Raw genomic sequence first — 26,652 nt, 5'->3', positions numbered from 1 at the left:
CTACCGACGAATTGCCAGCCAGGCGACCGGCGCAAACAGAAACGCCCCGGCAAGCCGGGGCGTTCTGGGGATCACACGGAGTTACAGCGTCAGCGCACGCCGTCCTGGCGAAGCGCTGCAGGGGTGAAGTCACTGGTGTTGGCCGTGAAGCCGAAGTCGTAGGCTTTCTTCTCTTCGTTCTTCATGCCCAGCGCCAGGTAACGACCGGACTGCAGGTCGTAGATCGTCTCGAGGGTGTACCACGGCACCTGAACGTTGTAGTAGTCCTGGGAATGGGCTTCCGCCACACGCCACAGCTGGCCGCGACCGTCGTAGTGGTCGATCACTGCCGCCTGCCAGGTGTCTTCGTCAATGTAGAAGTCACGTTTGGCATAGATATGACGCTGACCGGGCTTGAGGGTTGCCACCACATGCCAGACACGGCGCAGCTCATAACGGGTCAGGTCCTGGTTGATGTGACCGGCCTTGAGGATGTCCGCGTACTTCAGGTTCGGCGAGTCGAGCTTGTAGCTGTTGGAGGCGATGTACATCTCCTTCTTGCCTTCAAGCTTCCAGTCGTAGCGATCCGGCGCGCCGTTGTACATGTCCAGGTTGTCGGAGGTACGCAAGCCATCCGCCGCCGTACCCGGACCGTCATAGGACACTTGCGGGGCACGCCGCACACGACGCTGACCGGCGTTGTAGACCCACGCCAGGCGCGGTTCCTTGACCTGGTCGAGGGTTTCGTGAACCAGTAGCACACCACCGGCCAGACGCGCTGGCGCCGTCACTTTCTGCTTGAAGTAGAAGAGGATGTTGCCCGGGTTGTTCGGGTCGTAATCCTTCATCTTGTCGCGGAAAACGAACTGGTCCTGGAAGTACACCAGGCTGTACGAACCGTTGGCCTGAGGGGTGGCCTGGGTCACCAGGCGGGTCACGCTGCCACCGCGATAACGGGTGATGTGGTTCCAGATGACCTCTACGCCACTCTGTGGAATCGGGAACGGAATGGCTGTCTTGAAGTTCTCAAGGCCGTTACCGCCCTGCACCAGCTTGGTGGCGGTGGCGTTTTCCTTGATCGCCGCAAACACCTCGTCGGGAACGGTGGAACCACGGTGCGTCGGGTAGACCGGAATCGTGTAGGTGTCAGGGTAGCGCTTGAACATCGCGACCTGGCCCGGCGCCAGCTTGTCTTTGTACTGATCGACGTTCTGCGCCGTGATGGTGAACAGCGGCTTCTCGTTACCGTAAGGGTCGGCGAGGAACCCTTTGGCATCCACCGAGCCGGCGGTTTTCGGCAACGGGCTCCAGGCCGGGATCGAACCATTGGCGTTAGGGCCCTTTTCAGCCCCCATCGGTGTCAGGCTGGCGCCGAGCTTGGCGGCTTCGCTGGCGGGAACGGCGGCCATGACGCTGCTGGCCAGCAGGGTCAGGCCCAGCACACCGGCTTGCAGCAAACTCTTGGTTGTTTTCATAGTTGTGCTCTTCCTGAATCAGTGCGCTTAAAAGTTCACGCCGAAACTGAGGGCGATGAAGTCGCGGTCGTCCACCGTGGTGTACTTGCCATCAAAGAAGTTGGTGTACGACAGGCTGGTGGTGTAGGTGTTCTGGTACTCGGCATCCAGGCCCAGGCTGACGGCTTTACGGCCTTCCTCGAAGTTGCCGCCAGGGCCTGGGGAGTAGCCGGAAACGTCATGGGACCAGGCGATGTTCGGCTTGAGGTTGACCCCGGCAAAGACGTCGTTGTAATCCCAGATGGCGCGCGCGCGGTAGCCCCAGGAGGTGCTGGTGGTGAAACCGTCATCTTCGCAATTGCGGCTGAGGTTGGCAGTTGAGGCACCTGGGCCCGCACCGTTGATTGTGCCGGTGTTGAGAATTGCCGAGCAGGTATTCAGCCCACCAGTGGCCGGTAGCGGGCCTGGGCCGTAGACCGGGTCACGGCCATAACGCAGTTTGCTGGAGTCCTCCAGGCCACCCACATGGGTAACCCCCAACTCGCCGACAACGGTCAGGCGGCTGGCGCCCATGACCTGATCGAAGAAGTGAGTCAGGGTGGTCTGGAACTGGGTGACTTCCTTGCGACGGTAGCCGTGCTGGTCCTCGCCCGGCACGCCGGTCAGCAGGGAGGCATTGGTGTATGGGCCACCCAGCGGCACCACAGCGGAGTACAGGATATCGGTGGTATTGAGCTGCACCGGAGCGTTTGGCCGGTAGCTGATTTCACCACTCCAGGCCGTGCCAGTAGGCAAGGTGGTCGAGAAGCTCAGCCCGTATAGACGAATGTCCTCGGGATACTCGACAAAGTAACTGGAGTTCCCGGCAACAACCAACGGAGCCAAGCGTCCAAAATTGCCGGCCGCCTGATACACCGAAGGGTCTGCGCCGGTAGCACTGAAAATAGGCGCACGGCTGTGGTAGTTCATGAAGTACGCGCCGAATTCGGTATCCAGCGGTTCGAACATGTAGCGGAACGCCACCCCGAACTGACCGCTGTCACGCGCATCGCGGTCGGCACTGCGGCGCACCAGCACACCTTCCTCGTTGATATCGACACCATTGGCCGCAAGCAAGGGCAAAGCCGCCCCGGGAACGCTACGGCTGCTGTTCAGCAGGCGCAGGTTGTTCGAGCAACCATCCGCGATGATGTCCGGCTGCGAGAAGAAGGTGCCGCAGTTGTCCACTACGGTCTGGTCCCACTCGATCTGGTAGAACGCTTCGGCAGACAGGTTGTCGGTCAGGCTCTGGGAAACATAGAACATGTTGACCGGGATCAGGCCCTCCTTCACCTCGGCGCCTGGCCGACGGAAAGCCGCCACATCAATCGGGTTGATCGAGTTGATGCCGTTACCGATAAAAGTACTCTCACCCCAGCTCACCACCTGCTTGCCCAGGCGTACCGAACCGGGTTGATCGGCGATGGAATAGTTGTGGTACACGAAGGCATCAAGAATCTGCCCGCCAGAAGACTGTGCGCCTTCCTTGCGGTTGGAGTCGCTGATGTCCTTGAACTCGCGGTGCTCATCCTTGAGTTCGAAGTCGTACCAGTACTTGCCGCGCACGAATACGCCGGTATCGCCGTACTTCAACTCCAGGTCATGGATGCCCTTGAAGATCTTCGAGAAGGTCTCACCGCGCTTGAAGTTCAGGTGGCCATCGTCAGAAGTCTGCGAAAGCCCCTTGCCGCCGTTGTTGACGCCGATCAGGTTCTCGTTCGGCTTGGCTGTCGACCAGCTAGCCCCAACGGACAGCGACGAATCGAACTGGCCTTCGATTTCACCGATGTTGAAACTGACGCCGAATGCAGGGCCAGCGAGCGTAGAAGCGAGGCTGACGGCCAAAGGCAGTTTTGCCCGACGCCAAAACAGATGTGCAGATGTCATCGACGCTACTCCATGTTCTTTATTTTTATGGCAGTGAGTCCTTCTAAAAACGGCGCAATGGAATACATGCTCAATTGCACGTCCCCCCCGTTCCTAAAAATCCCCTGGGCCGACTATAGCCAGCAGGTACCAGGGCTTGATCCCTCTAAAGTGTGATTTGTTGTGTACAAGCAGGCAGGCATGGCCCTAATGGGCCTACCCCTGCCTGAGCGGCGCCAAGCATGGCTGAAAATTACCGTTTTACAAGTCGCGAGGTGTCTGGCTCGGGGTTCGCACCGCGACCGGCGCGAACCCCGGGGGCTCAGAGCGTGGAAAGAAAGGTGCTGTTACTGGCCTGCCATTGCATGACATCGAGGCGGATACGCTTCTTGTCGAGCTTGCCAACACTGGTCTTGGGAATTTCGGTAACAAGGGCGATCTGAGTGGGGATAGCCCACTTGTTGATATGGCCCAATTCCACGAACGGTTTCAGGTGCTCCTTGAGGCCCCTGGCGTCAATGCTGTGCCCCTCGCGCACCACCAACAATGCGAACGGCCGCTCCCCCCACTGCGGATCGGCGATACCGACCACCGCGACCTCACGCACCGCAGAATGACGACTGATCAGGTCTTCGAGCTCCAGGGACGACACCCACTCGCCGCCGGTCTTGATCACATCCTTGATCCGGTCGCGAATGTCGATCACGCCCATGCTGTCCAGTGTGGCCACGTCGCCGGTGTGCAACCAGCCGCCGTCCCAGAGCTCGGCGCCCTTCTGCTCCTCACGGAAATACCCCATGGTCAGCCAAGGGGCTCGCAGCACCAACTCGCCCTGGGACTCACCGTCAGCAGGCAGGAAGTTGCCGTCACTGTCGATGATCGCCGCCTCTACCAGGGGTACCGGTACACCGGCCTTGATCCGGTAAGTGATGCGCTCATCCTCGTTGCCCGCGAGCAACTCATCGTTCAAGTGAGCGCAGGAAACCAGCGGGCAGGTTTCCGACATGCCATAAGCCGCCGTGAGCTGGATACCGCGGGCCTTGGCCGCCTCATATAGCGCACGGTTCAGGGCGCTGCCGCCGATGATGATCTTCCAGCCGGCAAAGTCCTCGGCCTGCGCGCCCTTGGCGTTGAGCAGCATCTGCAGGATGGTCGGCACGCAATGGGAGAACGTGACCTTTTCCTTGCGCCACAGCTCCACCAGCAGCTCCGGGTCGTAACGCCCAGGGTAAACCTGCTTGATACCGAGCATGGTCGCCACATAAGGGATACCCCAGGCATGCACGTGAAACATCGGGGTGATCGGCATGTACACATCGTTGCTGCCGAGCAGGCGGACGCTGTCGATGCTGCCGGTCACAGCCGCTGCACCCAAGGTGTGCAGCACCAGTTGCCGGTGCGTGAAGTACACCCCTTTCGGGTTGCCGGTCGTGCCGGTGGTATAGAACGTCGTTGCCACCGAGTTTTCATCGAAATCCGGGAAGTCGTAACGCGGGCTGGCCGCAGCCAGCAGCTGTTCGTACTCACCGATCAGGTTTGGCAACTCGGCGTTTTTTGACTCGCCATCGGTCAACAGCAGCGTCTTTTCAACGGTGGTCAGGTGACCGGCAATAGCCTGATAAAGGCCGACAAAATCACTGTTGACCAGCACGAAACGGTCTTCGGCGTGATTCATCGTGTAGAGAATCTGTTCCGGCGACAGGCGCACATTGATGGTGTGCACCACCGCACCAATCATCGGAATGGCAAACATGCACTCCAGGTAACGGTGGCTGTCCCAGTCCATCACCGCCACCGTGTCGCCCGCCTTGACCCCAGCCTCGGTCAATACGTTGGCCAACCTTGCAATACGCTCATTCAGGGTGAGGTAGCTGTAGCGCAGCTGGTCGCGGTAAACGATCTCGCGGGTTTTCTCGTAGCGGCCGCCAGACATCAGCAAGCGCTTGATCAGCAACGGGTACTCATAAGCGCCCTCGGCAGGGGCAATGACGCGAGTCTGCAACATGAAGTGTCCCTTTTCTGAAGTGCATGGTCTGGGTCAAAACAGACCTTCACTTTAGAACGCCGCTGCGCCGTCCAAATCAGCCAAAGGAATGATTTGAACGACGCCGGGATCAGCGGCCTACTGGCAACGGCATCGATCAATGCATCTCGGTAAACGCGATCTTGATACCCAGCGCCACCAGTACAGCCCCCATGGCACGGTCGAACCAGTGCCCCATGCGGGCAAAACCGGCACGCACCCGCTGTTGGCTGAACAACATCGCCACCAGGCAGAACCACAGGCCAGTGGCCAGTGCCAGGTACACACCGTAACCTGCCTGCACCAGCAGGGGGGTATGCGGGTTGATGACGACCGTGAACAGCGACAGGAAGAACAAGGTGGCTTTCGGGTTCAGGCCGTTGGTCATGAAACCGGCGACAAAGGCACCGCGCGGGGTGCGCTCTACCGTTGCAGCCTGCACCTCATCGCTACCAGGCTTGGCGGGGCTGGCACGCAAGGCCTTGAAGCCGATGTACAAGAGGTACGCCGCCGCCAACCACTTCAGCGCATTGAACAGCATGATCGATTGCGACACGATCAGCCCGATACCCAGCAGCGAATAGCCCACATGCAGGAAGATCGCTGTTCCCACGCCAAATGCAGTCCAGGTACCCGCACGTCGACCATGGGTCACGCTTTCACGAACCACGACCGCGAAGTCCGGGCCGGGGCTGGCGACCGCCAGCAAGTGAATCAGGGCAACGGTGAGAAACTCAGCCCAATACATGGGGACTCCTTGTCACGGATTTAAGTAAGGCGCCTACCTTAGACCAGTCGATACCCCGAGCAACAGACACAGTTACCAACGATTTTTTGCTTGACTCTACCGTTAGGGGCAGACTCTACCCTCATCGACTTCATCCTGTAGTTGGAGTCACCATGAGCAAACGTATTCTGGTCGTTCTTGGCCATCCCTCATCCGACAGCTTTTGTGCCGCGCTGACCGACACCTATGTCAAAGCCGCCACCGAAGCAGGCCACGAGGTTCGCCTGCTGAACCTCCCGGCACTGGATTTCGATCCGGTCCTGCATGAGGGTTACAAGGAAATCCAGGCACTTGAGCCCGACCTGTTGGAGGCACAGAAGCAGATTCTCTGGGCGGATCACCTGACCTTCGTTTACCCGATCTGGTGGGGCGGCATTCCGGCCTTGCTCAAGGGCTTCTTCGACCGGGTCTTCCTGCCCGGGTTCGCCTTCAAATACCGCAGCGACTCCGCTTTTCCGGACAAGCTGCTCAAGGGACGAACGGCCCATCTGCTGGTGACGATGGACACGCCACCGTGGTATTACCGCTGGATCTACCGCATGCCCGGCCTGCACCAGATGCGCAAGACCACGTTGGCGTTCTGCGGCATCAAGCCGACCCGCACCCTGACGTTCGGGCCGATGCTTGGCTCGACACCGGCACAGCGCGAAACCTGGCTGGCCCAGACCCGAACCCTCGCCGGTCGCTAAGGCCTGCACGGCTGCGCCGGGGAGTTGGCATGTGCGTTGCCACTTTTCAAGGAACGAAGGGACTATCGATGTACATCGGCAAAGCAGCCCAGCTTTCAGGCACCACCGTCAAATGCATCCGCCACTATGAAAAGATCGGTTTGCTGCCCGAGCCCGTGCGCGAAGGCAAGTACCGGATCTACAGCCAACAGAGTGTCGAACTGCTGTCGTTCATCAAATGCGCTCAGCAACTGGGCTTCAAGCTCAAGGAAATGCAGGCGATTTTCCAGGATTACCGTGGTGGGGAAATTCCCTGGGGCCTGGCCCAACAGGCGATCGCCGACAAAAAGCGCGAATTGCGCGCCCAGATCGACACGCTGCAAAGCCTGCATGATGGCCTGGTGGAGTTTGAAGCCAGCGTTCAGGACGCCCGTGCGCAATGCAGCTTCGAGCTGAGCCGCTTGGAGCAGGCGCGACCCGCGATGAGCTGAAATACGAAAGCCCCACGTATCCTGGGCGGCTGGCGAGCGCTAAGATCCTCAAGTGGCCCCGTTGCCCGTGTTTTCATACCTCCTGCCGACCTGGAATCCTTCCTCGATGAACACCTCTCACCGCGCTGTTTTCCTCGACCACAGCTCCCTCGATCTGGGCGACCTTGACCTCGGTACGCTGCGTGAAGGCTTCGCCGAGTTGCAGCTGTATCCTTCCAGCACAGCGGACCAGGTTGTTGAACGTCTGCAAGGGGCCACCGTGGCCATCAGCAACAAAGTCGTGCTGGATGCCGCCACACTGGCCGCCTGCCCGGACTTGAAGCTGATCCTGGTAGCCGCCACCGGCACCAATAATGTCGACCTGAACGCCGCACGGGCCCACGGCATTGTCGTCAGCAACTGCCAGGGCTATGGCACGCCCTCGGTGGCCCAGCACACGCTGGCCCTGTTGCTGGCCCTGGCCACACGCCTGACGGACTACCAGCAGGCTGTCGCCGCGGGTCGCTGGGCGCAGGCGAAGCAGTTCTGCCTGCTGGATTTCCCGATTGTCGAACTGGAAGGCAAGACACTGGGCATGCTCGGGCATGGCGAACTGGGTGGCGCGGTGGCGCGCCTGGCCGAAGCCTTCGGTATGCGCGTGCTGTTTGGCCAACTGCCAGGACGCCCACCCCGTGAAGACCGCCTGCCGCTGGATGAACTGTTGCCACAGGTGCATGCACTGACCCTGCACTGCCCACTCACTGACAACACCCGCAACCTGATCGGCGCCCGTGAACTGGCATTGCTCAGGCCCGGTGCATTCGTGGTCAACACGGCCCGTGGCGGGCTGATCGACGAACAGGCGCTGGCCGATGCATTGCGCTCGGGTCATCTCGGTGGTGCTGCGACGGATGTGTTGAGCGTCGAGCCCCCCGTTAACGGCAACCCATTGCTGGCCACCGATGTCCCGCGCCTGATCGTCACGCCACACAGCGCCTGGGGTGCTCGCGAGGCGCGGCAGCGCATCGTCGAGCAGTTGCACGAAAACGCCCAGGCGTTTTTTGCCGGCCAGCCACGCCGGGTTGTCAGCTGACACCCAGGCTTCTGGTAAACTCCGTCCCTTTTTCAGGAGCCGCCGTCCATGGACCCGCGCAGTGAAGTGTTGCTTCGACAGGCCGACTTGTTTCAGGGTTCGCTGTTGCTGGCCGGCTTGCCCGCCGACGACCTGCTCGGCCAACTGCCTGCGGCCCACGGCTGGAGCTGGCATGCTGGCGATCAGGCTGCGCTGCAGGCGCGCTTCAGCGGCCGCAGCCATTTTGGAGTAGAGGTCACGCCCCAGCCATTCGAGGCGGCGGTGCTGTTTCTGCCCAAGTCCCGTGAATTGGCCAGTTACCTGCTCAACGCGCTGGCCTCACGCCTGGCGGGCCGCGAGTTGTACCTGGTGGGGGAAAAACGCGGCGGCATCGAGGGCGCGGCCAAGCAACTGCAGGCCTTCGGCAAACCGCGCAAACTCGACAGTGCTCGCCATTGCCAACTGTGGCAGGTGACCGTCGATAACGTGCCTGAAGCGCCAAACCTGCACAGCCTGGCTCAACGTTTCGAGTTGCCGCTGGCCGAAGGCCCATTGACCGTGGTCAGCCTGCCGGGCGTGTTCAGCCATGGCCGGCTCGACCGCGGCAGCGCACTGCTGCTCGAACACCTGGAGCAGCTACCGGTCGGCCATGTGCTGGACTTCGGTTGCGGTGCCGGCGTGCTCGGCGCAGTGGTCAAACGCCGTTATCCACAGAGCCAGGTGACCCTGCTCGACGTGGATGCCTTCGCCGTCGAGAGCAGCCGCCTGACCCTGGCCGCCAACGGCCTGGACGGTGAGGTCATCTGTGGTGACGGTATCGACGCCGCCCCCGACAATCTGGACCTGATCCTGAGCAATCCGCCGTTCCATACCGGGGTGCACACTCACTACCAGACATCGGAGAACCTGCTGCAAAAATCAGCCAAACACCTGAAAAAAGGTGGAGAACTGCGCTTGGTCGCCAACAACTTCCTGCGCTATCAACCGCTGATCGAGGCTGCGCTGGGTAACTGCCAGCTGCGCATCGAAGCACAGGGCTTTCGGATCTACCAGGCAACCCGCAGTTAAAACAGCACTTGCCGAATCGGCTTGGCCTAGGCAGAATCCGCTCCGTCCTAGGGGAGTAGTCTCCCGCGAGCGCCCTGCTCGCCCGGTACGCGTCAACATACTTGGTCCACAGACCATGGCGCGTGCGACCCACGGCCCGCAAAGCGAGCCCAGGGTTTGACAAGACCTATGACACGCACACCTTACCCGGGGCGGGGAGGTCGTACGTGTCATAGCCGTGTCGACCCGCCCCCGTAGGAATCCTGATGCTGGAATCATTGCTAGTCCCAACCGCAATCGTCGCGCTCGCTGAAATTGGCGACAAGACCCAACTGCTCGCGCTCATCCTTGCGGCTCGCTTCCGTAAACCCTGGCCAATCATTGCCGGTATCATCGCCGCAACCCTGGCCAACCACGCCGCCGCGGGTGCGGTGGGTGCATGGGTCAGCAGTTTCTTCTCCGCCGTGACCTTGCACTGGATCCTCGCAGCCTGCTTTGCCGCCACTGCCCTGTGGACCCTGGTTCCAGACAAGATGGACGATGACGAAGGCAGCACGGCACGACGCTTCGGCCCGTTCCTGACCACGCTGATTGCATTCTTCATTGCCGAGATCGGTGACAAGACCCAAGTGGCCACCGTGATGCTGGCCGCCCAGTACCCTCACCTGATCCTGGTCATTCTAGGGACGACCCTGGGGATGCTGATTGCCAACGTGCCCGTGGTACTGGCAGGCAACTTTGCGGCCGAAAAACTGCCACTGACGCTGATCCGTCGCCTGGCAGCCGCAGCCTTCTTCGTGCTGGCCGCAGTAGCGGTGTACTCGGCGATGCAAGTCAGCGGCTGGATAAGCTGACACAAGCGCCTGTGCTCGGGGATGGAGCCGCGCCTCAACCAGGAGGCGCGGCGTTCATTGCTTGCAAGGGGTATGGCGTTATCGCTTGGCTTGCTGGTACAGCGGCATCACTTTCGGGATGGCCGCTTGCAGCGCAGCAATCCGGCTGCTGGACGCCGGGTGAGTACTCATGAACTCAGGCTGCGATGCACCACCCGACGCCTGGTTCATCTTGTTCCACAAGGTGATCGCGGCATTCGGGTTGTAACCGGCTCGCGCGGCCAGTTCCAGGCCAATCAGGTCAGCTTCGTTTTCATTGTCGCGGCTATTGGGCAGTGTCAGGCTGTACTGCACCACGGTATCGGCCAGCGCCATGCTGTCCTGGCCCAGGCCGAGCAATGCGCCGGCACCTTGTTTGGCCATTTCAATGCCATACGCCTTGGACATGGCTTCACGTCCATGTTCACGCAGGGCGTGAGCGATTTCATGGCCCATGACCGCAGCAATTTCATCGTCGCTGAGTTTCAGCTTGTCGATCAGGCCGCTGTAGAAAATGATCTTGCCGCCAGGCCCGCAGTTGGCGTTGAGCTCGTCACTCTGGATCAGGTTGACTTCCCACTTCCACTGCGCAGCATCGGGACGGAACTGTGGTGCCTGGGCAATCAGGCGATCAGCGATGGCCTGAACGCGGCGCGCATTGCTGCTGGTCTTGTCGAGCACGCCTTGGCTCGACGCTTCGCCGAGGGTTTGCTGGTAAGACTGGGCGTACATCTGATTGACTTCATCGGTCGAGAGCATGCTGAACATGTACTGCTTGCGCTCGACACCGACCGCTCCGCCGCTGGTGGTATTGATTGCCTGGCAACCACTGAGCAGGACGCTGGCACTCAAGGCACCCATTACAAATAACTTACGCATGAAAACACTCCATTCAAACACGCTGCGTATCCTAGGCCGACTAGGATAACTACGCTATTGCCGTTCGCGAACATTTCACGAACGGCACTCATGCTTTTCACACTTCGGGCCGATAACGCGGTGCAGACGCCATTACGTGTGCTCGGAGCCCCTGATGAAGTTCAAGTCGATCCAGTTTTCCGTGGCAGCCCTTGCTGGCGCCATCGTGTTGAGCATCGTTGCTGCACTGGTGCTGTACGCCGTGTTTTCCGGCGCACGGACTCAGACGCTGGTACAAAGCCGCACCCAGCAGCAGTTCGAAACCGTCATTGAACAACGCCTGACAGCGCTGGCGAGCACCCAGGTCAGCCAGATTCAGCGCGGCCTCGAAGCGCCGCTGCTGATCGCCCGCAGCCTGGCGACCAGCAACGCCATGCTGGGCATGAAAGACGCTACGGGTAAGCCTCTGCTGAACATCGAGCGTGAACAACTGATCGCCATGGTCAAGCAGACCGTAGCAAGCAACCCACTGATCCTCGGTAGCTATCTCGGCTGGGAGCCCAACGCGCTGGACCACGACGATGCGCGCTTCGTCGGCACCTCGATCATCGGCATCGACAGCGCCACCGGACGCTTCCTGCCCTGGTGGTTCCGCAACGACGACGGTAGCCTGGGCGTGGATAAACTGGCCGATGTCGACGACCCGACACAACTAGCCACGGGCGTGCGCGCCAGCGAGTACTACCTGTGCTCGAAAGACTCGAAAAAGGCCTGTGTCATCGACCCTGCACCCTACAAGGTGGGTGACAAGGTGGTCATGCTTGCTTCGTTCATCGAGCCCATCATGGTAGACGGTCAGTTCCAGGGCATTGCGGGTGCCGACCTGTCGGTGAACTTCATTCAGGACATGCTCAAGGCCGCCGACAGCCAACTCTACAATGGCGCCGGTGAACTCGCGCTGGTGTCCAGCAACGGACGCCTGGTGGCCTACACCAAGGACGAAAGCAAGTTCGGCGAAAAAGCCAGCGATGTGCTTGGCGCCAATAAAGCTCAGGCATTGAATAGCCTGACCGGCGATAACCTGCGTTACGAGATTGACCGTAGCAACGGCCAGATCGAGCTGTTCTTGCCGTTTCGCATCGGCAATACCGACGCTCGCTGGACCCTGATGCTGCAATTGCCAATCAGCGCGGTGATGGCCGAGCTGGATAAGCTGCAGAGCGACTTGAGTGCACAACGGGCCACTGATATCACCGGAATGACCCTGGTCGGCCTGACTATCGCCGCACTCGGCCTGTTGGTGATCTGGCTGCTGGCCCACGGTATCGCACGACCCTTGCGGCAGATGGTGGCCATGCTCAACGACATCGCTCAGGGTGAAGGTGACCTGACCCGGCGACTGACCAGTGATCGCAGCGACGAACTCGGCGCCATTGCCAAAGGCTTCAACACCTTTCTGAGTAAACTGCAGGCAATGATCACTCAGGTGGTCAGCTCGGTACAGAAAGTCAGCGACTCCTCTGAACACACCGCCGATATCGCCATTCGCACCAACCAGGGTGTGCACAAGCAAATGGCCGAAATCGACCTGGTAGCCACGGCAGTACATGAAATGACCGCCACAGCGCAGGACGTGGCCCGTAACGCAACCCATGCAGCCCAAGCCGCCAGCAGCGCCGACCAGGCCGCCAACGAAGGCCTGCAGATCGTGCGCAGCACCTCCAACTCGATCAGTGCACTGGCCAATGAAATAGGCCGTGCGGTGGGGGTCGTGCAAAACCTGGCCCGCGACAGCGAGAACATCAACGCCATTCTGGTGGCGATCCGCGCCATCGCCGAGCAGACCAACCTGCTGGCCCTGAACGCAGCCATCGAAGCCGCCCGTGCGGGTGAGCAAGGTCGCGGCTTTGCGGTGGTCGCCGACGAAGTACGCAACCTGGCACAGAAAACCCAGAAGGCCACCGAAGAAATCCAGCAGATGATTCAGCAGTTGCAGCAAGGCACCCGCGATGTCGTCAAGGTCATGGAAGACAGCCAGGGCAAGACCGACGACAGCGTGCAACAGGCAGCCAAGGCAGCCGAAGCGCTGGAGAGCATCACCCAGGCCGTTTCGGTGATCAACGACATGAACAACCAGATCGCCAGCGCGGCGGAAGAACAAAGTGCGGTGGCCGAAGACATCAACCGCAACGTGATCAACATCGGCCAGGTGGCCAACGAGGTCGCCGGTGGTGCGGACGAGTCCAGCAACGCCAGCGCCGAACTGACCAAACTGGCTGAACAGCAGCGGCGGCTGATCAACCAGTTCAAGGTCTGAGCCTCAGACGACCAGGCACCTGCGCAGAGGGCCTGTGCTGCTTTAGCGCCGGCCTTACGCCGGCGTCAGGCACTCCGGCGCATTGAGCTTGGGGTCATTGACCAGGTTCGCCAGCACCCGTTCACGCAGTGCCGCGGCAGGGCTGGCCAGCAGGCTATGCAGCTCGGCCAGCGGCGTTTCGGGGTTCAGCCAGGCAGCCTGGCCAGCCTCGTCCAGAATGAGCGGCCGACGCTGGCTCATCGCAGCCTGGGTTACCACTGCCGTGCTCAGCCACACCTGCTCCTGCACCGGATAGGCTTCCCAGACAGCCGCAAAGAATAGCGAAGCCCCTTCCCCCGGCGTCAACCAGTAAGGCCGCTTGCGCACTGAACCGCGCCATTCGTAAAAGCCGTTGGCCGGCATCAGACAACGGCGCAAACGGAAGGCGTCGCGGAACATTGGCTGCTCTGCCAGGGTTTCGGCGCGCGCATGAGCCGGTGTGCGCGACAGGTCGGTCAGCCAGGCCGGCGTCAGCCCCCAACGCGCCCTGGCAAGCTCCAGGTTACCGTCGACACGGCGCTGTATCAGCACTGACGCACCGGGCGAAATGTTCCACTGCGCCTGCTGGTCGGCGGGAAAGCCAGGCAAGGCGGCAAAGGCCGAAGACCAGCGAAACAGGGCGTAACGTCCACACATGGGGCAGGCAACCTAGCAAATCAGAATACCGGGGAGGCTCTCCGGTTCATCACCCGCGAGGGGTTGGGCAACATTGTACTCGGCGATCAGCCGACGTGCGCGCTCTGCCTGCTCGTCCGGCACCGTCAAACCCAGCAGCCCCTGCATGGGAAGCTCGCCGACACCGCCCAGCAGGTGGCGACCCGCAAGATGCACGTCGATACCTTCGCTGACCAACATGCCAAAGAGCAATTCAGCCTCAAGCAGATTCTCCGGCTCATAGATCCGTTGCATCACTCGTCCTCGCGTTTTAGATCGAGCATCCACTCGCCATCGTGAACCTGCAGCATGAACACGATCGGTCGACAACATACGGGGCAGTCCTCGACATACTCCTGATCGCCGCCCGACAGATCGAGCACCGCTTCAAACTCCTCCCCACAGTAGGGGCAATCATGGAACTCAGTCTCCAGCATCGCGGCCTCCAGCGTGACTTGTGCGTATAATCACCGGTCTGTTTACAAGCCCTTTGCGTGTCTGAGCCGTTTTTTTCAGACCCAGGCCTTACTATTACCCTAGCCGTTTCCAACAAGAGAGCATGATGGGCGAATTCGATGCCATCCGACCGTACAACGACGCTGAGGTCCCTGCCGTTCTGGCACGCCTGCTCAGCGACCCGGCTTTCCTCGATATCCTCACCCACTTTCGCTTCCCGCGCATGGCTGGCGCGTTCGGCTGGCTGCTCAAGCCCCTGATCGCCCGCCGCCTGCGCCATGAATTCGCCGGGGTTACCTGCGTATCAACCTTGCAGGACAAGGTCGAGTTCTACGTCGATCACACTATAGAACGGGCTACCGACGGCGTGACCTACACCGGCGTCGAGGGGCTCAAGTCCGGTACGGCCTACCTGTTTCTGGCCAATCACCGCGATATCGTGATGGACCCGGCCTTCGTCAACTACGCCGTGTACCATGCCGGCCTGCCAACCCCGCGCATCGCCATCGGTGACAACCTGCTGCAGAAGCCATTTGTCAGCGACATGATGCGCCTGAACAAGAGTTTCATCGTGCACCGTTCGTTGACCGGCCGCCGTGAGAAACTGGCGGCCTATCAACTGCTTTCGGCCTACATCAACCATTCGATCCGTACCGACGGCCAGTCGATCTGGATTGCCCAGGCCGAAGGCCGGGCGAAAGATGGCGATGATCGCACCGATTCGGCGATCCTCAAGATGTTCCACATGAGCCGCAAGGACGAGCCATTCGGTGAGGTGATTCGCTCGCTGAACCTGAGCCCGGTGTCGATCAGCTACGAATACGACCCCTGCGACCTGGCCAAGGCCCGCGAGCTTTACATTCGCGCCACCACCGGCAGCTACACCAAGGCACCAGGTGAAGATGACCTGAGCATTGCCCAGGGCATCACCGGCTACAAAGGCCGGGTGCACATCAACTTCGCCGCGCCGATCACCGAAGCTTACGAAGACACCAAGCAGTTGGCAGCGGCGATCGACCGGCAGATTCTCGGTGGTTATCGCCTGTTCCCGGCGCACTACCTGGCCTATGCCCAGTGGAGCGACGCCGACCCGAGCCTGCAGGTGCCAAAGGCCTCCGAGCTGTTCGCGGCAGATGAACTGGCCAAGGCGCAGGCCGAATGGCAGCGCCGACTGGACGCCTGCCCCGCCGAACATCGGCCGTATCTGGTGCTGCAATACGCGACGCCGGTACGTAACCAGTACCGGGTAAAGGCGGGCTTGGCGCTTTAACCGCACGCCAACTGCAGGCGCCGGCACCGCCGGGCGCCTGCACAGGCCGTGCAGGCTCAGCCCTGATGCGTCAGGCGCCCCTGAGCGAGCACGGTTGAATCAGGCCCAGGTGCTGACCCAGGACAGCAGCAGCGCCATTGCCAGGAAGGCAAAGCCCAGCGCGTAATAGAAACGATTGACCCGCACAGTCGTCACATCGAGCACCGCCTCACCCGCAGGCCGCTCCGCCAGTGCGCGTGCCTCGCGACGTCGAGCACCATGCAACAAAAAGCTGCCCGGACAGGTCAGTAGCAACGCCAGCACGTTGATCAGCTTGGCGGGATGGGCGGCCATCAGCCCCCAGAGCATCTGCAGCGACATCGAAAACCTCATAAATGCGAAACGGGACAACCAGAGCCCGGCATTCTACCCAAGCCTTGGCTCCAGTCCTGCGCTTTGCGACAAACGACCGCCCCACTGTCATCCGATCGTCATGCAGCCAGGCCAGTCTATCGGCCGTTGAAAAGACACGGAGCTTCGTCATGCTGCACGCCGAAAACCAGGATCGCCTCTACCTGATCGCCCAGAGCGATGAACAGCAGGCGCTGATCGACGGCCTTGCGTTCAACGTTCAGGACCGTCAGTGGCTGGTGTACTGCGCGCTGGGCGGTCATGCGCATGAGCACCTGCCCGAAGTCGACAGCCAGACCGGTATCAGCATGCTGGACTTCTACGTCGAAGCGGCCTGATGCCTGCGGGTACAAAAAAGCCCGCTACCTGATACCCGGTAGCGGGCTTTTTGCTGAACACGCGTCGGGTTATTCGCCCAGGACCTGACCGACAGTCGGGTCTTTGAACAAACGGGTCAGCGCATCGCTGAGCACATCACTCACCAGTTGGGTATTGGTGTCCTGATTCGGCGCCATGCCGAAACGCTGGTCGAGGGATGCCCCATAGCGGCCACTGTATCGACGGTTGGCATTGGCGACATCAGCGCGGAAGGTAGCGCCAATGGTGGCCTCGGTGACATACAGGCCTTCTTTGGGCGACTGATACTTCAGCTCGACCAGCGTCACGGTCAACTGTGGCGCGTTATAGGCATTCGGCGAAGGGGTGAAGCCCAGCAAACGCACGGCAGCTTCGGCCTGAGCCTGCAATTTTGGCTGGATATCGTTACCGGAAACCGTGATTGCGCTGGTTTCAGGGTACAGACCACCCCGGGTGCCCAAGGTCTGCGAAGCACGACCATCAACCACGCGTACCACGACCGGTTGACCATGGCCAACCGGTGCAAGCTGGGCGGTGAGTTTCGGTTGCGGGCTGAGTTGTTGCGGGCTGTGGGCACAACCGACCAGGGTCAGACTGGTCACAGCGATCAAACCGAACAACAGACGGTGCAACATGCGCATCTCTCCAGGAATAGCAACAAAGGGCATCAGTATAACCAGCACCGACGGTAGCAGCCATCGGCTGGCCACTGGCGAATCAGACCGTAAGAACGGACAGCGGTTCGCTGTCAACACCCTGTCATCTGCTGGGGGTTATGCTTGATGCAGTCATAACAGGTACGCTGCCATGAATTCCCTCTGGGCCCTGCTGTTCAAACGCCAACCCCAACGCTACTTTGCCCGACTCGATGGCGCAGGGCTGTGCCAGGCTTTCAAACACTGCACCGACGCACCAATTGACGGCCACTGGGTGGAGATCAACGAAATTCGGCTACATTGGCTGAACCGCCCCTTGCCGACCAGTGCCAAAGTAATGGCCCGCTCAATGAGCTCCCGCCCTCAGCGAACACTCGCCGCCTGACGACAGGTTCAAGAAATGTCGCTAAAAAGGTCGTTTCTGCCGAAGACCTCGTTATAATCTCCCCCCGATTATAAGGACGTCTCCTGATCGGGCCTCGCAGCACCGCCAATACCAACTGTTGGCACCCTCCGCACCGCCCACAGAGAGCCTTCCACACAGGTCTTGCACCAGCCAGTGAGTCTGATTCATTCGACCCTTGCTCTGCACAGAACCTGCCGGGTCTGCCATCGCGCAGCCCATTTTGAGGTTCACGTCTCCAAAAGAGCGTGAAAAAACGGGTTTCACAACTTCACAAGAGTGTGGCGAGCAAAATGAACAGTCTGGCATGTGCAAAAGCACCAGCGGTGTCCCAACAAGCCCCAAACAGCTGGCAACAGCGCTCATCCAAGGTGGGCGACTGAGGCCGGTCCATAACGCACGACGGATACCTTGACCATAAGTCGAATTGCCGCACGGGTACTAAAATGCGTTCATAGGTAACGCAAAGCCCCGTTGGTGGTGTCCGCTGAAGTTGCAAAACCTGCGAAGAATCGGACATGGCGATCCTGGCTTACCCAGGGATCCCATGCTGTCAATTTGGTGCTGAAGATTTTGGAGACGCGTTAATGGCGCAGAACGAAGCAGTCGATGTGGTACTGGTAGGGGCAGGCATCATGAGTGCCACCTTGGCCGTACTGCTCAAGGAACTCGACCCGGCAGTCAAGCTGGAAGTCGTCGAGTTGATGGATTCGGGTGCCGCGGAAAGTTCCAACCCGTGGAACAACGCCGGTACCGGCCATGCCGGGCTGTGTGAACTGAACTACACGCCTCAAGCTGCCGACGGCAGCATTGATATCAAGAAGGCTGTACACATCAACACCCAGTTCGAGGTCTCCCGTCAGTTCTGGGCGTACCTGAGCAAAAAGGGTGCTTTCAACTCAACGCGGGCATTCATCAACCCGATTCCACACCTGAGCTATGTCGAGGGTGAGAAAGGCATTGCCTTCCTCAAGAAGCGCTATGAGCTGCTCAAGCAGCACCATGCGTTCGCCGACATGGAGTACACCGAAGACAAAGCGGTGATGAAGGAGTGGATGCCGCTGATGATGCCAGGCCGTCCGGCCGACCAGCGCATCGCCGCTACCCGCGTCGTCAAGGGTACCGACGTCAACTTCGGCGCCCTGACCAACAAGTTGCTCAAGCACCTGGCCAATGCACCCGATGCACAGGTCAAGTACAGCAAGAAGGTCACCGGCCTGCGTCGTAACGGCAGCGGCTGGACCGTCAGCATCAAGGACGTCAACAGCGGCAGCAGCCGTGAAGTTGATGCTCGCTTCGTCTTCCTTGGCGCCGGTGGCGCGGCCCTGCCGTTGCTGCAGATGTCGGGCATCGAAGAGAGCAAGGGCTTCGGCGGCTTCCCGGTCAGCGGCCAGTGGCTGCGTTGCGACAACCCGGAAATCGTCAAACAGCACCAGGCCAAGGTTTACAGCCAGGCGTCGGTCGGCGCGCCACCGATGTCGGTTCCGCACCTGGATACCCGTGTTGTCGACGGCAAGACGTCCCTGCTGTTCGGGCCGTATGCCGGCTTCACCACCAAGTTCCTCAAGCACGGCTCGTTCCTTGACCTGCCGCTGTCAGTACGCTTGGGTAACATTGGCCCAATGCTCGCCGTTGCCCGCGACAACATGGACCTGACCCGCTACCTGGTCAGCGAAGTGATGCAGTCGATGGAGCAACGCCTAGAGTCGCTGCGTCGCTTCTACCCAGAAGCCAAGGCGCAAGACTGGCGCCTGGAAGTGGCTGGGCAACGCGTGCAGATCATCAAGAAAGACCCGAAAAAAGGCGGCGTTCTGCAGTTCGGTACCGAACTGGTCGCAGCCAAAGACGGCTCCCTTGCTGCCCTGCTGGGCGCATCGCCAGGTGCTTCGGTAACCGTGTCGATCATGCTTGAACTGATCGAACGCTGCTTCCCTGAGCAAGCCAAAGGCGCCTGGGCGGCCAAGCTCAAGGAAATTTTCCCGGCACGGGAAAAGGTTCTGGCGGCCGATGCTGCGCTGTACCGCAAAATCAGCGCGTACAACGACGAGGCACTGCAACTGGCAGAGCCCAGCCCGACTCAGAACTACGCTTGATCTGCAGCCATAAAAAAACGCCCTTCGGGGCGTTTTTTTATGGGCCTGGCAAACTCAGCCGCGCGCTTTCTCGATGATCTCGATGTAGTCGGCAGCGTTACGCTGGTCCTTGATCAGCGTGGCAAAGGTATTGCCCTGCTCATCCTTGCCATCGAGATCCAGGCCGGCCTCAACAAAGAAACCGACAAAACGCTCGAAGTCGTCGACCCGCAGACCGCGATAAGCCTTGATCAGCTTGTGCAGCGACGGCGAAGTGGCATCGGCCGGCTCGAAATCGAGGAACAACTTGATCTGCGCGTCGCCGATCTCATCACCAATTACCTGTTTCTTGTCTTTACGCATTGCCGACTCCAGCTGAACCATCACGAACATTTCAGGGGTCGGCAGTTTACCCCCGGGCCACCTCGCGCCTCAACGCGTGCGTACGGTTCCCGTGTGCAGGTCCGCCCAGATGTGGCCGTTGGCATAGGTCAAAAATTGCACATACACCGTATCGTTGCGTAGCAAATCAAGAATGACCCGATACTGGGCAAGGGGGTAGTTGAGCGTCAGCGTGCGCGACTTGTCGTCAAACGCCGGTTTCTTCAAGCTTTTGCTTTCAGCATCGAAGCTGATCACGACCTGGCTGATGGTCGCCCCCTTGCTCAGCGGCTTGCCTTTCAAGCGCAACACCAGAGGCGATGTCACCGGGATCGGTTGCTGATTTGATTGGCGCTGATTGCCCACCACCACGGAATAGTCGGTGACCTGCATCAGTTGCTGAGACTCAGGCTTTTCCTGGCGCAGGGAAAGGTCATCAGGTGGCAAGAACTGGCTGTGCAATGGCGCAGCGGCGACAGGGAGGCTCAGTGCTAACAGGAGGGGGATAAACAGGCGCACGGCAGGCTCCTTCGCGGATGGCCTTGCAGTGTGGCGGATGCCCCCATCGTCGGCAAGGCTGGCACCTGCAACATGAGATGCTGCAAGGCGCCGACCTTGTCGGCAACAAGGGCGTTGCGGGCCTTACAGCCCTTTGACCGCGTAGATACCGGCTGCGTTGCGCCAGTAACCTTTGTAGTCCATGCCGTAACCGAAAATGTAACGGTCAATACAGCCCAGGCCGACATAGTCAGCCTTCAGGTCCGGACTGGCCTTGCGGTCGTGGTCTTTGTCGATCAGCACAGCGGTGTGCACAGTGCGCGCGCCGGCATGCTTGCAGAAGTCGATGATGGCGCTGAGGGTATGCCCTTCATCGAGGATGTCGTCGATGATCAGCACGTCGCGGTCAATGAACGAGACTTCCGGCTTGGCTTTCCAGAAAAGATCGCCGCCGCTGGTCTGGTTACGGTAGCGGGTGGCGTGCAGGTACGACGCCTCCAACGGGAAGTTCAGGTGTGTCAGCAACTTGCCAGCGAAAATCAGGCCGCCGTTCATGACACAGAACACGACTGGATTGCTATCGGCCAGGTCTGCGCAGATCTGCGTACCCACGCGGGCAATCGCTGCTTCGACTTCAGCTTCGGTGTACAGGCAGTCAGCCTCGCGCATGACTTGACGGATGTGCTCGAGATCAGCGGACATGGCGCTCTCCAGGGGCGGCAATTGAGAAAAGCGGGCAAAGGTACGCACCCACGGGCATCAGATCAAGCATTTCTGGACTAACGTCCTGATAACCTATAGGACACCTGAAGCGAATAGATTAATCTAGCGCGGTTTTTTTGCCCGCCCCCGGAGCCATTTCCTATGCCTACCCGTGAGATCCGCCATCCGCTGATCCGCCACAAGCTCGGCCTCATGCGCCGTGCCGATATCAGCACGAAGAATTTTCGCGAACTCGCCCAGGAAGTCGGCGCACTCCTGACCTACGAGGCGACCAAGGACCTGCCCCTGGAGAACTACGACATCGAAGGTTGGTGCGGTACTGTCCAGGTCGAAAAAATTGCCGGCAAGAAGATCACCGTCGTACCGATCCTGCGTGCCGGCATTGGCATGCTCGATGGCGTGCTCAGCCTGATCCCAGGCGCCAAGGTGAGCGCCGTTGGTGTTGCCCGCAACGAGGAAACCCTCGAAGCACACACCTACCTTGAAAAGCTCGTGCCGGAAATCGACGAGCGCCTGGCAATGATCATCGACCCGATGCTGGCCACTGGCGGCTCGATGGTTGCAACCATCGACCTGCTGAAAAAGGCTGGCTGCAAGGACATCCGCGCCATGGTCCTGGTCGCTGCCCCCGAAGGTATCGCAGCGGTCGAGAAGGCCCACCCCGACGTACAGATCTACACCGCGTCGATCGACCAACGCCTCAATGAAGACGGCTATATCATCCCAGGGCTGGGCGACGCCGGAGACAAGATCTTCGGTACCAAGCAGAAGGACGCCTGAGCATGCAGGATGAGTTCAACGACCCGCTTTGGCGTCAGGTCGTCTCCGGTGCGCAGATGCTCTTCGTCGCCTTTGGCGCGCTAGTGCTGATGCCTCTGATCACCGGCCTCGACCCGAACGTGGCACTGTTTACCGCGGGTCTCGGAACGCTGCTGTTCCAGGTGGTCACGGGGCGTCAGGTTCCGGTGTTCCTGGCCTCCAGTTTCGCCTTCATCACCCCGATCATCCTCGCCAAGGGCCAGTTCGGCCTGGCCGAAACCATGGGCGGGGTAATGGCTGCCGGCTTCGTCTATACCTTCCTCGGCCTGGCCGTGAAGATCAAGGGCACCGGTTTTATCGACCGCCTGCTGCCGCCGGTAGTGATTGGTCCGGTGATCATTTCGATCGGCCTGGCCATGGCGCCGATTGCCGCCAACATGGCAATGGGCAAGGCCGGTGACGGCACTGAGCTGATTCCCTACAGCACGGCGATGCTGATCTCCATGCCGGCGCTGCTGACCACCCTGATCGTCGCCGTGTTCGGCAAGGGCATCTTCCGCCTGGTACCGATCATCGCTGGCGTGCTGGTGGGCTTCGCCCTCGCCTTCGTGTTTGGCGTGGTCGACACGGCCAAGATCGCGGCGGCCCCATGGCTGGCACTGCCGCACTTCACCGCACCTGCATTCAACTGGCAAGCCATCCTGTTCATCGTTCCGGTGGCCTTGGCGCCGGCGATCGAACATATTGGCGGGGTCATAGCCGTCGGTAGCGTGACCGGTCGCGACTACCTGAAAACGCCGGGCCTGCACCGCACCCTGCTCGGTGACGGCATCGCCACCACCACAGCCGGCCTGTTTGGCGGCCCGCCCAACACCACCTATGCCGAAGTCACCGGCGCAGTGATGCTGACCAAGAACTACAACCCGAAGATCATGACCTGGGCGGCGATTTTCGCCATTGGCCTGGCCTTCATCGGCAAGTTCGGCGCACTGCTGCAGAGCATCCCGGTACCGGTAATGGGTGGCATCCTCTGCCTGCTGTTCGGTTCGATTGCCGCGGTGGGGATGAACACCATGATCCGGCACAAGATCGATCTGAGCGAGGCCCGTAACCTGGTGATCGTTTCGGTGACACTGGTGTTTGGTATTGGCGGCGTATTGATTGGTAGCGGCACCGGCCCTGGCGACTGGGGCCTCAAAGGTATTGCCTTGTGCGCCGTGGTTGCCATCGGCCTGAACCTGTTGCTGCCGGGCAACGACAGCTGGAAGAACAAGGCGCTGGACGATCAGTTGCCTTGATTACACCGGGTGCTTGATCCTGCAGGAGCCAGCCGTGCTGGCTCCTGCAGCCACACCACGTGCTTTACGCCCTTTCGCAGAGTGTCTTGAGGGCCTGTACCCAATCCGGGTGGTCATTCAGGCACGGCACCAGCACCAACTCCTCCCCACCCGCCTCAATGAACTGCTCACGCCCACGGTCGCCGATCTCTTCCAGGGTCTCGATGCAGTCGGCGACAAACGCCGGGCACATTACCAGCAAGCGCTTGACCCCGGCTTTGGCCAACTCGTCCAGGCGCGCTTCGGTGTAGGGTTCGATCCACTTCGCCCGCCCCAGCCGGGACTGGAATGACACCGACCATTTGCCCTCGGGCAGGCCCATGGCCCGGGCAAAAGACTCGGCCGCGCGAATGCACTGTGCGCGATAGCACACGGCAAGTACTTGTGGCGATGCCGTGCGGCAGCAGTCGGCACCCTTGAAGCAATGGTTGCCGGTAGGATCAAGCTTGGTCAGGTGACGCTCGGGCAAGCCATGGAAACTCAGCAGCAAGTGATCGAAATCTTCCTGCAGGTAGGGCTTGGCACTGGCAACCAGTGCGTCGATGTACTCTGGTTGATCGTAGAACGGCTGCAGCACTGCCAGTTCAAACGACAATTTCTGCTCGGCAATGACCTGCCGCGCCTGTTCGACCACCGTGGTGACAGTACTGTCGGCGAACTGAGGGTACAGCGGCGCCAGCGTGACCTTGCGCACCCCCTGAGCCGCCAGGCGCGCCAGTACGGTAGGCAAAGAAGGCTCGCCATAGCGCATGGCGATTTCCACCGGGCCGTGCGTCCATTGCTCGCTCATCGCCTGCTGCAGGCGGCGTGTCAGGACCACCAGTGGCGAGCCTTCGTCCCACCAGATCGAGGCATAGGCATGAGCCGACTGCTCTGGGCGCTTGATCAGGATCAGCGAGACCAGCAACCGGCGAACCGGCCAAGGCAGGTCGATGACGTAAGGGTCCATCAGGAATTGATTGAGGTAACGGCGCACATCGGCGACATCGGTGGAAGCCGGCGAACCCAAGTTGACCAGCAGCAAAGCATGATCGGTCATGCAACGTCCTATTTCAGAGGCGACTGGACAATTCATCCAGGGCAGATTGCACATCATTGAATTGAAAAGTGAAGCCAGCTGCCAGCAAGCGCACGGGGCGCACACGCTGGCCACCCAGCAGCAGCGTCGACAACTCACCCAGCCCAAGCCTCAGCAACGGTGCCGGAAGGGGTAAAAAGGCTGGCCGATGCAGCGCCCGACCAAGCCGCTTGGCAAACTCTCGGTTACGCACAGGCTCTGGAGCGCAGGCATTATAGGGACCGCTGGCGTCGTTATGCTGCAAGAGAAAATCAATCAGGGCGATTTCGTCATTGATATGAATCCATGGCATCCACTGCCGCCCATCGCCAATAGGCCCACCCAGGCCGAGTTTGAATGGCAGTCGCAGGCGCGACAAAAAACCGCCCTCACTGGCCAGCACCAGCCCGGTTCGCACCAGCACGACGCGAATACCCAAGGCCTCGGCCTGCTGCGCCGTTTCTTCCCAGGCAATGCACAACTGGCTGGCGAAATCCTCTTTGACCGGCCGTGAGGCCTCTGTCAATTCACGCTCACCACCATCACCATACCAACCCACAGCCGAACCGGAGATCAGCACGGAAGGCCGTTGCTGGCGCTGCTCAAGCCAGGCCAGCAATTGCTCGGTGAGGGTGATCCGACTACTCCAGAGCAGCGCGCGCCGCGCACTGCTCCAAGGTCGATCAGCGATGGGGGCCCCCGCCAGATTGACCACTGCATCCAGCGTTTGATCACCGAACGCCTCAAGTCGATCAATGCCTCGCACCCCAGCCCCACAGAGACGACCGACCTGCTCAGGTCGTCGACTCCACACCGTCAACTGATGCCCTTTTGCCAGCCAGTACTGGCAAAGCCGTTGGCCAATCAAACCAGTACCGCCGGTCAGCAATATATGCATGACTGTGTCCTCATGTGGCGCGCGCTTGGTCTATTTTTAAGAACAAGGCACTTTTTTGACCGATCGCTCTCGGATAAACATAGGCGAACCTGGCTGTAAAGCGCGGATCAATATTGTACATTGATCAGGCATTGTACAGGTTTGTCAGACAGCGTAGTCTGCGTATCAAAGGTTCAAAGAGGCCATCATGACCATACCTATCGCAATCATCGGCGCAGGCATCGCCGGCTTGTCCGCTGCCCAGGCACTACAAAAAGCCGGGCAGACCGTGCATCTGTTCGACAAAGGCCGAGGCAGCGGTGGGCGCATGGCCAGCAAACGCAGCGAAGCCGGGGCACTCGACCTCGGCGCACAATATTTCACTGCCCGCGACCGACGCTTCCTTGCCCAGGTTCAGGAATGGCAGGCACACGGCTCGGTCGCAGAGTGGAAACCGCACCTCTACAACTACAAAGCGGGCCAACTCACCCCCTCGCCAGACGAGCAGGTTCGCTGGGTAGGTGTGCCACGCATGAGCGCGATTACCCGCGCCTTGCTCAAAGACTCGACGGTGAACTTCAACTGCCGGATCGCCGAAGTCTTTCGCGGCAAGCATTACTGGCACCTGCAGGACACCGAAGGCTGCAGCCATGGCCCGTTCAGCCGCGTCATCATTGCGGTGCCCGCCCCTCAGGCAACCCAGCTCCTGACGGCGGCACCCAAACTTGCCGCAACCGTCGCCAGCGTACAGATGGACCCCACCTGGGCCATTGCGCTGGGGTTTGAAAGCCCACTGGATACGCCCCTGCAGGGGTGCTTCATACAAGACAGCGCACTCGAATGGCTCGCGCGCAATCGCAGCAAGCCAGGACGCGACGAACACATTGATACCTGGGTGCTTCACGCCACAGCGAACTGGAGCAAACAGCACATCGACCTCGCCAAGGAGGCCGTGATCGAGCAGTTGCTCGGCAACTTCGCCGAGCTGATTGGCTGTGCCGTGCCAGCGCCGTGCTTCTCTCTCGCCCATCGCTGGCTGTATGCACGCCCTTCCAGCAACCATGAGTGGGGGGCGCTGGCTGACCCAGACCAGGGCCTGTACGCCTGCGGCGACTGGTGCCTGTCAGGTCGGGTTGAAGGGGCCTGGCTGAGTGGCCAGGAAGCCGCTCGGCGACTGCTTGAGCATCTGGACTGATTTTGCCAAAAAGCTGTACAAATCGTTTGACTTGTACAGCCTCCTATCTATGATGATCAAATCTGTACATAACATT

28 protein-coding genes, 1 pseudogene and 1 riboswitch are annotated in these 26,652 nt (G+C 60.3%); of the genes and pseudogenes, 14 read left to right on the top strand and 15 right to left on the bottom strand.

All coding sequences use genetic code 11. The features are described from left to right. Positions 1–89: 89 nt before the first annotated feature. The 4 genes from UIA24_RS00630 to UIA24_RS00615 form a co-directional block, all read right to left on the bottom strand. A complete protein-coding gene (locus UIA24_RS00630; protein ID WP_065759140.1) occupies positions 90–1,454 on the bottom strand; it encodes a DUF1329 domain-containing protein in 1,365 nt (454 codons plus the stop codon). Between the two features lie 27 nt (positions 1,455–1,481). After that, a complete protein-coding gene (locus UIA24_RS00625; protein WP_102051854.1) occupies positions 1,482–3,359 on the bottom strand; it encodes a DUF1302 domain-containing protein in 1,878 nt (625 codons plus the stop codon). A 301-nt stretch (positions 3,360–3,660) separates the two neighbouring features. Then, on the bottom strand, positions 3,661–5,343 hold the full coding sequence (locus UIA24_RS00620) for a fatty acid--CoA ligase (RefSeq protein ID WP_330521932.1): 1,683 nt from the start codon (positions 5,341–5,343) through the stop codon (positions 3,661–3,663). A 136-nt stretch (positions 5,344–5,479) separates the two neighbouring features. After that, positions 5,480–6,109 (bottom strand): LysE family translocator, encoded by a 630-nt coding sequence (locus UIA24_RS00615; protein ID WP_065759143.1) that lies wholly within the window; start codon positions 6,107–6,109, stop codon positions 5,480–5,482. A gap of 152 nt (positions 6,110–6,261) precedes the next feature. On the opposite strand from UIA24_RS00615, the gene UIA24_RS00610 reads away from it, so the two are divergent. The 5 genes from UIA24_RS00610 to UIA24_RS00590 all read left to right on the top strand — a co-directional run bounded on the left by UIA24_RS00610 (position 6,262) and on the right by UIA24_RS00590 (position 10,259). After that, complete coding sequence (locus UIA24_RS00610; RefSeq protein ID WP_102051851.1) at positions 6,262–6,837, top strand: NAD(P)H-dependent oxidoreductase; 576 nt, start codon at positions 6,262–6,264, stop codon at positions 6,835–6,837. A gap of 68 nt (positions 6,838–6,905) precedes the next feature. Then, positions 6,906–7,307, top strand: a complete 402-nt coding sequence (locus tag UIA24_RS00605) for a MerR family transcriptional regulator (protein WP_330521931.1) — start codon at positions 6,906–6,908, stop codon at positions 7,305–7,307. 106 nt (positions 7,308–7,413) lie between these two features. After that, positions 7,414–8,379 carry a 2-hydroxyacid dehydrogenase gene (locus tag UIA24_RS00600; RefSeq protein WP_102051849.1) on the top strand — a complete coding sequence of 322 codons (966 nt, stop codon included), beginning with the start codon at positions 7,414–7,416 and terminating at the stop codon, positions 8,377–8,379. Positions 8,380–8,427: 48 nt separating this feature from the next. Further along, the gene (locus tag UIA24_RS00595; RefSeq protein WP_102051848.1) at positions 8,428–9,426 is read left to right on the top strand and encodes a class I SAM-dependent methyltransferase; all 999 of its coding nucleotides are present in this window, start codon (positions 8,428–8,430) and stop codon (positions 9,424–9,426) included. Between the two features lie 37 nt (positions 9,427–9,463). After that, positions 9,464–9,584, top strand: a riboswitch (yybP-ykoY riboswitch). Positions 9,585–9,671: 87 nt separating this feature from the next. Continuing rightward, positions 9,672–10,259 (top strand): TMEM165/GDT1 family protein, encoded by a 588-nt coding sequence (locus UIA24_RS00590; protein ID WP_065759148.1) that lies wholly within the window; start codon positions 9,672–9,674, stop codon positions 10,257–10,259. A gap of 78 nt (positions 10,260–10,337) precedes the next feature. On the opposite strand, the gene UIA24_RS00585 is transcribed toward UIA24_RS00590, so the two are convergent. Next, positions 10,338–11,156 (bottom strand): M48 family metallopeptidase, encoded by an 819-nt coding sequence (locus tag UIA24_RS00585; RefSeq protein ID WP_065759149.1) that lies wholly within the window; start codon positions 11,154–11,156, stop codon positions 10,338–10,340. Between the two features lie 154 nt (positions 11,157–11,310). On the opposite strand from UIA24_RS00585, the pseudogene UIA24_RS23155 reads away from it, so the two are divergent. Both UIA24_RS23155 and UIA24_RS23150 read left to right on the top strand, forming a co-directional pair. After that, positions 11,311–12,597, top strand: a pseudogene (locus UIA24_RS23155) (HAMP domain-containing protein); the annotation flags it as partial. A 12-nt stretch (positions 12,598–12,609) separates the two neighbouring features. Beyond that, positions 12,610–13,452 carry a methyl-accepting chemotaxis protein gene (locus tag UIA24_RS23150; protein ID WP_371917185.1) on the top strand — a complete coding sequence of 281 codons (843 nt, stop codon included), beginning with the start codon at positions 12,610–12,612 and terminating at the stop codon, positions 13,450–13,452. A 54-nt stretch (positions 13,453–13,506) separates the two neighbouring features. Here the strand turns inward: UIA24_RS23150 and UIA24_RS00575 are convergent, their stop codons facing one another. Genes UIA24_RS00575 through UIA24_RS00565 form a run of 3 tightly spaced genes read right to left on the bottom strand, consistent with a single transcriptional unit; the run spans position 13,507 to position 14,582 of the window. Continuing rightward, complete coding sequence (locus UIA24_RS00575; RefSeq protein ID WP_065759151.1) at positions 13,507–14,127, bottom strand: SOS response-associated peptidase; 621 nt, start codon at positions 14,125–14,127, stop codon at positions 13,507–13,509. A gap of 12 nt (positions 14,128–14,139) precedes the next feature. Beyond that, positions 14,140–14,400: a putative signal transducing protein gene (locus tag UIA24_RS00570; RefSeq protein ID WP_102051847.1), complete on the bottom strand. Its 261-nt coding sequence runs from the start codon at positions 14,398–14,400 to the stop codon at positions 14,140–14,142. Continuing rightward, positions 14,400–14,582 carry a CPXCG motif-containing cysteine-rich protein gene (locus tag UIA24_RS00565; protein WP_065759153.1) on the bottom strand — a complete coding sequence of 61 codons (183 nt, stop codon included), beginning with the start codon at positions 14,580–14,582 and terminating at the stop codon, positions 14,400–14,402. The genes UIA24_RS00570 and UIA24_RS00565 overlap by 1 nt, the downstream gene beginning before the upstream one ends. Positions 14,583–14,704: 122 nt before the next feature. Between UIA24_RS00565 and UIA24_RS00560 the strand changes: the two genes are divergently transcribed. Next, positions 14,705–15,871 (top strand): 1-acyl-sn-glycerol-3-phosphate acyltransferase, encoded by a 1,167-nt coding sequence (locus UIA24_RS00560; RefSeq protein ID WP_099773545.1) that lies wholly within the window; start codon positions 14,705–14,707, stop codon positions 15,869–15,871. A gap of 99 nt (positions 15,872–15,970) precedes the next feature. On the opposite strand, the gene UIA24_RS00555 is transcribed toward UIA24_RS00560, so the two are convergent. Next, the gene (locus UIA24_RS00555; protein WP_065761027.1) at positions 15,971–16,231 is read right to left on the bottom strand and encodes a hypothetical protein; all 261 of its coding nucleotides are present in this window, start codon (positions 16,229–16,231) and stop codon (positions 15,971–15,973) included. Between the two features lie 161 nt (positions 16,232–16,392). Between UIA24_RS00555 and UIA24_RS00550 the strand changes: the two genes are divergently transcribed. Beyond that, positions 16,393–16,599 carry a hypothetical protein gene (locus UIA24_RS00550; protein WP_065761026.1) on the top strand — a complete coding sequence of 69 codons (207 nt, stop codon included), beginning with the start codon at positions 16,393–16,395 and terminating at the stop codon, positions 16,597–16,599. A gap of 69 nt (positions 16,600–16,668) precedes the next feature. Here UIA24_RS00550 and UIA24_RS00545 read toward each other — a convergent pair whose 3' ends face one another. Further along, on the bottom strand, positions 16,669–17,253 hold the full coding sequence (locus UIA24_RS00545) for a YajG family lipoprotein (RefSeq protein ID WP_065761025.1): 585 nt from the start codon (positions 17,251–17,253) through the stop codon (positions 16,669–16,671). Between the two features lie 172 nt (positions 17,254–17,425). Here UIA24_RS00545 and UIA24_RS00540 point away from each other — a divergent pair, with 172 nt between their 5' ends. Next, on the top strand, positions 17,426–17,659 hold the full coding sequence (locus tag UIA24_RS00540) for a hypothetical protein (protein ID WP_099773544.1): 234 nt from the start codon (positions 17,426–17,428) through the stop codon (positions 17,657–17,659). Positions 17,660–18,264: 605 nt separating this feature from the next. Then, on the top strand, positions 18,265–19,770 hold the full coding sequence (gene mqo, locus UIA24_RS00535) for a malate dehydrogenase (quinone) (RefSeq protein ID WP_065761023.1): 1,506 nt from the start codon (positions 18,265–18,267) through the stop codon (positions 19,768–19,770). 54 nt (positions 19,771–19,824) lie between these two features. Here mqo and UIA24_RS00530 read toward each other — a convergent pair whose 3' ends face one another. The 3 genes from UIA24_RS00530 to UIA24_RS00520 all read right to left on the bottom strand — a co-directional run bounded on the left by UIA24_RS00530 (position 19,825) and on the right by UIA24_RS00520 (position 21,330). Further along, positions 19,825–20,112 (bottom strand): PA4642 family protein, encoded by a 288-nt coding sequence (locus tag UIA24_RS00530; RefSeq protein WP_102051843.1) that lies wholly within the window; start codon positions 20,110–20,112, stop codon positions 19,825–19,827. Positions 20,113–20,181: 69 nt separating this feature from the next. Then, the gene (locus UIA24_RS00525; protein ID WP_065761022.1) at positions 20,182–20,649 is read right to left on the bottom strand and encodes a hypothetical protein; all 468 of its coding nucleotides are present in this window, start codon (positions 20,647–20,649) and stop codon (positions 20,182–20,184) included. A gap of 123 nt (positions 20,650–20,772) precedes the next feature. Then, entirely contained in the window at positions 20,773–21,330 is a 558-nt protein-coding gene (locus UIA24_RS00520; RefSeq protein WP_065761021.1) for a hypoxanthine-guanine phosphoribosyltransferase, read from the bottom strand. 162 nt (positions 21,331–21,492) lie between these two features. Here UIA24_RS00520 and upp point away from each other — a divergent pair, with 162 nt between their 5' ends. Together upp and UIA24_RS00510 are read left to right on the top strand one after the other, a co-directional pair. Beyond that, complete coding sequence (upp, locus tag UIA24_RS00515; RefSeq protein WP_065761020.1) at positions 21,493–22,131, top strand: uracil phosphoribosyltransferase; 639 nt, start codon at positions 21,493–21,495, stop codon at positions 22,129–22,131. Positions 22,132–22,133: 2 nt separating this feature from the next. Further along, positions 22,134–23,408: a uracil-xanthine permease family protein gene (locus UIA24_RS00510; RefSeq protein WP_065761019.1), complete on the top strand. Its 1,275-nt coding sequence runs from the start codon at positions 22,134–22,136 to the stop codon at positions 23,406–23,408. 64 nt (positions 23,409–23,472) lie between these two features. On the opposite strand, the gene hemH is transcribed toward UIA24_RS00510, so the two are convergent. Both hemH and UIA24_RS00500 read right to left on the bottom strand, forming a co-directional pair. Continuing rightward, positions 23,473–24,486, bottom strand: coding sequence for a ferrochelatase (gene hemH / locus UIA24_RS00505; RefSeq protein WP_065761018.1), 1,014 nt, complete (start codon positions 24,484–24,486; stop codon positions 23,473–23,475). A gap of 13 nt (positions 24,487–24,499) precedes the next feature. Beyond that, positions 24,500–25,402 carry a TIGR01777 family oxidoreductase gene (locus UIA24_RS00500; protein WP_102051841.1) on the bottom strand — a complete coding sequence of 301 codons (903 nt, stop codon included), beginning with the start codon at positions 25,400–25,402 and terminating at the stop codon, positions 24,500–24,502. Positions 25,403–25,589: 187 nt separating this feature from the next. Between UIA24_RS00500 and UIA24_RS00495 the strand changes: the two genes are divergently transcribed. Continuing rightward, on the top strand, positions 25,590–26,576 hold the full coding sequence (locus UIA24_RS00495) for an NAD(P)/FAD-dependent oxidoreductase (protein ID WP_330521930.1): 987 nt from the start codon (positions 25,590–25,592) through the stop codon (positions 26,574–26,576). The last annotated feature ends 76 nt before the right edge of the window (positions 26,577–26,652 follow it).

Origin of the sequence: Pseudomonas sp. AL 58 (assembly GCF_036348395.1) — a bacterium.
Classification (GTDB): domain Bacteria; phylum Pseudomonadota; class Gammaproteobacteria; order Pseudomonadales; family Pseudomonadaceae; genus Aquipseudomonas; species Aquipseudomonas defluvii.
This window is presented reverse-complemented; position numbering and strand designations above follow the sequence as displayed.

Excerpts from the sequence above, each read along its gene's own strand:
- UIA24_RS00630 (WP_065759140.1), bottom strand. The coding sequence starts at position 1,454 with ATGAAAACAACCAAGAGTTTGCTGCAAGCCGGTGTGCTGGGCCTGACC.
- UIA24_RS00625 (WP_102051854.1), bottom strand. The coding sequence starts at position 3,359 with ATGACATCTGCACATCTGTTTTGGCGTCGGGCAAAACTGCCTTTGGCC.
- UIA24_RS00620 (WP_330521932.1), bottom strand. The coding sequence starts at position 5,343 with ATGTTGCAGACTCGCGTCATTGCCCCTGCCGAGGGCGCTTATGAGTAC.
- UIA24_RS00615 (WP_065759143.1), bottom strand. The coding sequence starts at position 6,109 with ATGTATTGGGCTGAGTTTCTCACCGTTGCCCTGATTCACTTGCTGGCG.
- UIA24_RS00610 (WP_102051851.1), top strand. The coding sequence starts at position 6,262 with ATGAGCAAACGTATTCTGGTCGTTCTTGGCCATCCCTCATCCGACAGC.
- UIA24_RS00605 (WP_330521931.1), top strand. The coding sequence starts at position 6,906 with ATGTACATCGGCAAAGCAGCCCAGCTTTCAGGCACCACCGTCAAATGC.
- UIA24_RS00600 (WP_102051849.1), top strand. The coding sequence starts at position 7,414 with ATGAACACCTCTCACCGCGCTGTTTTCCTCGACCACAGCTCCCTCGAT.
- UIA24_RS00595 (WP_102051848.1), top strand. The coding sequence starts at position 8,428 with ATGGACCCGCGCAGTGAAGTGTTGCTTCGACAGGCCGACTTGTTTCAG.
- UIA24_RS00590 (WP_065759148.1), top strand. The coding sequence starts at position 9,672 with ATGCTGGAATCATTGCTAGTCCCAACCGCAATCGTCGCGCTCGCTGAA.
- UIA24_RS00585 (WP_065759149.1), bottom strand. The coding sequence starts at position 11,156 with ATGCGTAAGTTATTTGTAATGGGTGCCTTGAGTGCCAGCGTCCTGCTC.
- UIA24_RS23150 (WP_371917185.1), top strand. The coding sequence starts at position 12,610 with ATGATCACTCAGGTGGTCAGCTCGGTACAGAAAGTCAGCGACTCCTCT.
- UIA24_RS00575 (WP_065759151.1), bottom strand. The coding sequence starts at position 14,127 with ATGTGTGGACGTTACGCCCTGTTTCGCTGGTCTTCGGCCTTTGCCGCC.
- UIA24_RS00570 (WP_102051847.1), bottom strand. The coding sequence starts at position 14,400 with ATGCAACGGATCTATGAGCCGGAGAATCTGCTTGAGGCTGAATTGCTC.
- UIA24_RS00565 (WP_065759153.1), bottom strand. The coding sequence starts at position 14,582 with ATGCTGGAGACTGAGTTCCATGATTGCCCCTACTGTGGGGAGGAGTTT.
- UIA24_RS00560 (WP_099773545.1), top strand. The coding sequence starts at position 14,705 with ATGATGGGCGAATTCGATGCCATCCGACCGTACAACGACGCTGAGGTC.
- UIA24_RS00555 (WP_065761027.1), bottom strand. The coding sequence starts at position 16,231 with ATGTCGCTGCAGATGCTCTGGGGGCTGATGGCCGCCCATCCCGCCAAG.
- UIA24_RS00550 (WP_065761026.1), top strand. The coding sequence starts at position 16,393 with ATGCTGCACGCCGAAAACCAGGATCGCCTCTACCTGATCGCCCAGAGC.
- UIA24_RS00545 (WP_065761025.1), bottom strand. The coding sequence starts at position 17,253 with ATGTTGCACCGTCTGTTGTTCGGTTTGATCGCTGTGACCAGTCTGACC.
- UIA24_RS00540 (WP_099773544.1), top strand. The coding sequence starts at position 17,426 with ATGAATTCCCTCTGGGCCCTGCTGTTCAAACGCCAACCCCAACGCTAC.
- mqo (WP_065761023.1), top strand. The coding sequence starts at position 18,265 with ATGGCGCAGAACGAAGCAGTCGATGTGGTACTGGTAGGGGCAGGCATC.
- UIA24_RS00530 (WP_102051843.1), bottom strand. The coding sequence starts at position 20,112 with ATGCGTAAAGACAAGAAACAGGTAATTGGTGATGAGATCGGCGACGCG.
- UIA24_RS00520 (WP_065761021.1), bottom strand. The coding sequence starts at position 21,330 with ATGTCCGCTGATCTCGAGCACATCCGTCAAGTCATGCGCGAGGCTGAC.
- upp (WP_065761020.1), top strand. The coding sequence starts at position 21,493 with ATGCCTACCCGTGAGATCCGCCATCCGCTGATCCGCCACAAGCTCGGC.
- UIA24_RS00510 (WP_065761019.1), top strand. The coding sequence starts at position 22,134 with ATGCAGGATGAGTTCAACGACCCGCTTTGGCGTCAGGTCGTCTCCGGT.
- hemH (WP_065761018.1), bottom strand. The coding sequence starts at position 24,486 with ATGACCGATCATGCTTTGCTGCTGGTCAACTTGGGTTCGCCGGCTTCC.
- UIA24_RS00500 (WP_102051841.1), bottom strand. The coding sequence starts at position 25,402 with ATGCATATATTGCTGACCGGCGGTACTGGTTTGATTGGCCAACGGCTT.
- UIA24_RS00495 (WP_330521930.1), top strand. The coding sequence starts at position 25,590 with ATGACCATACCTATCGCAATCATCGGCGCAGGCATCGCCGGCTTGTCC.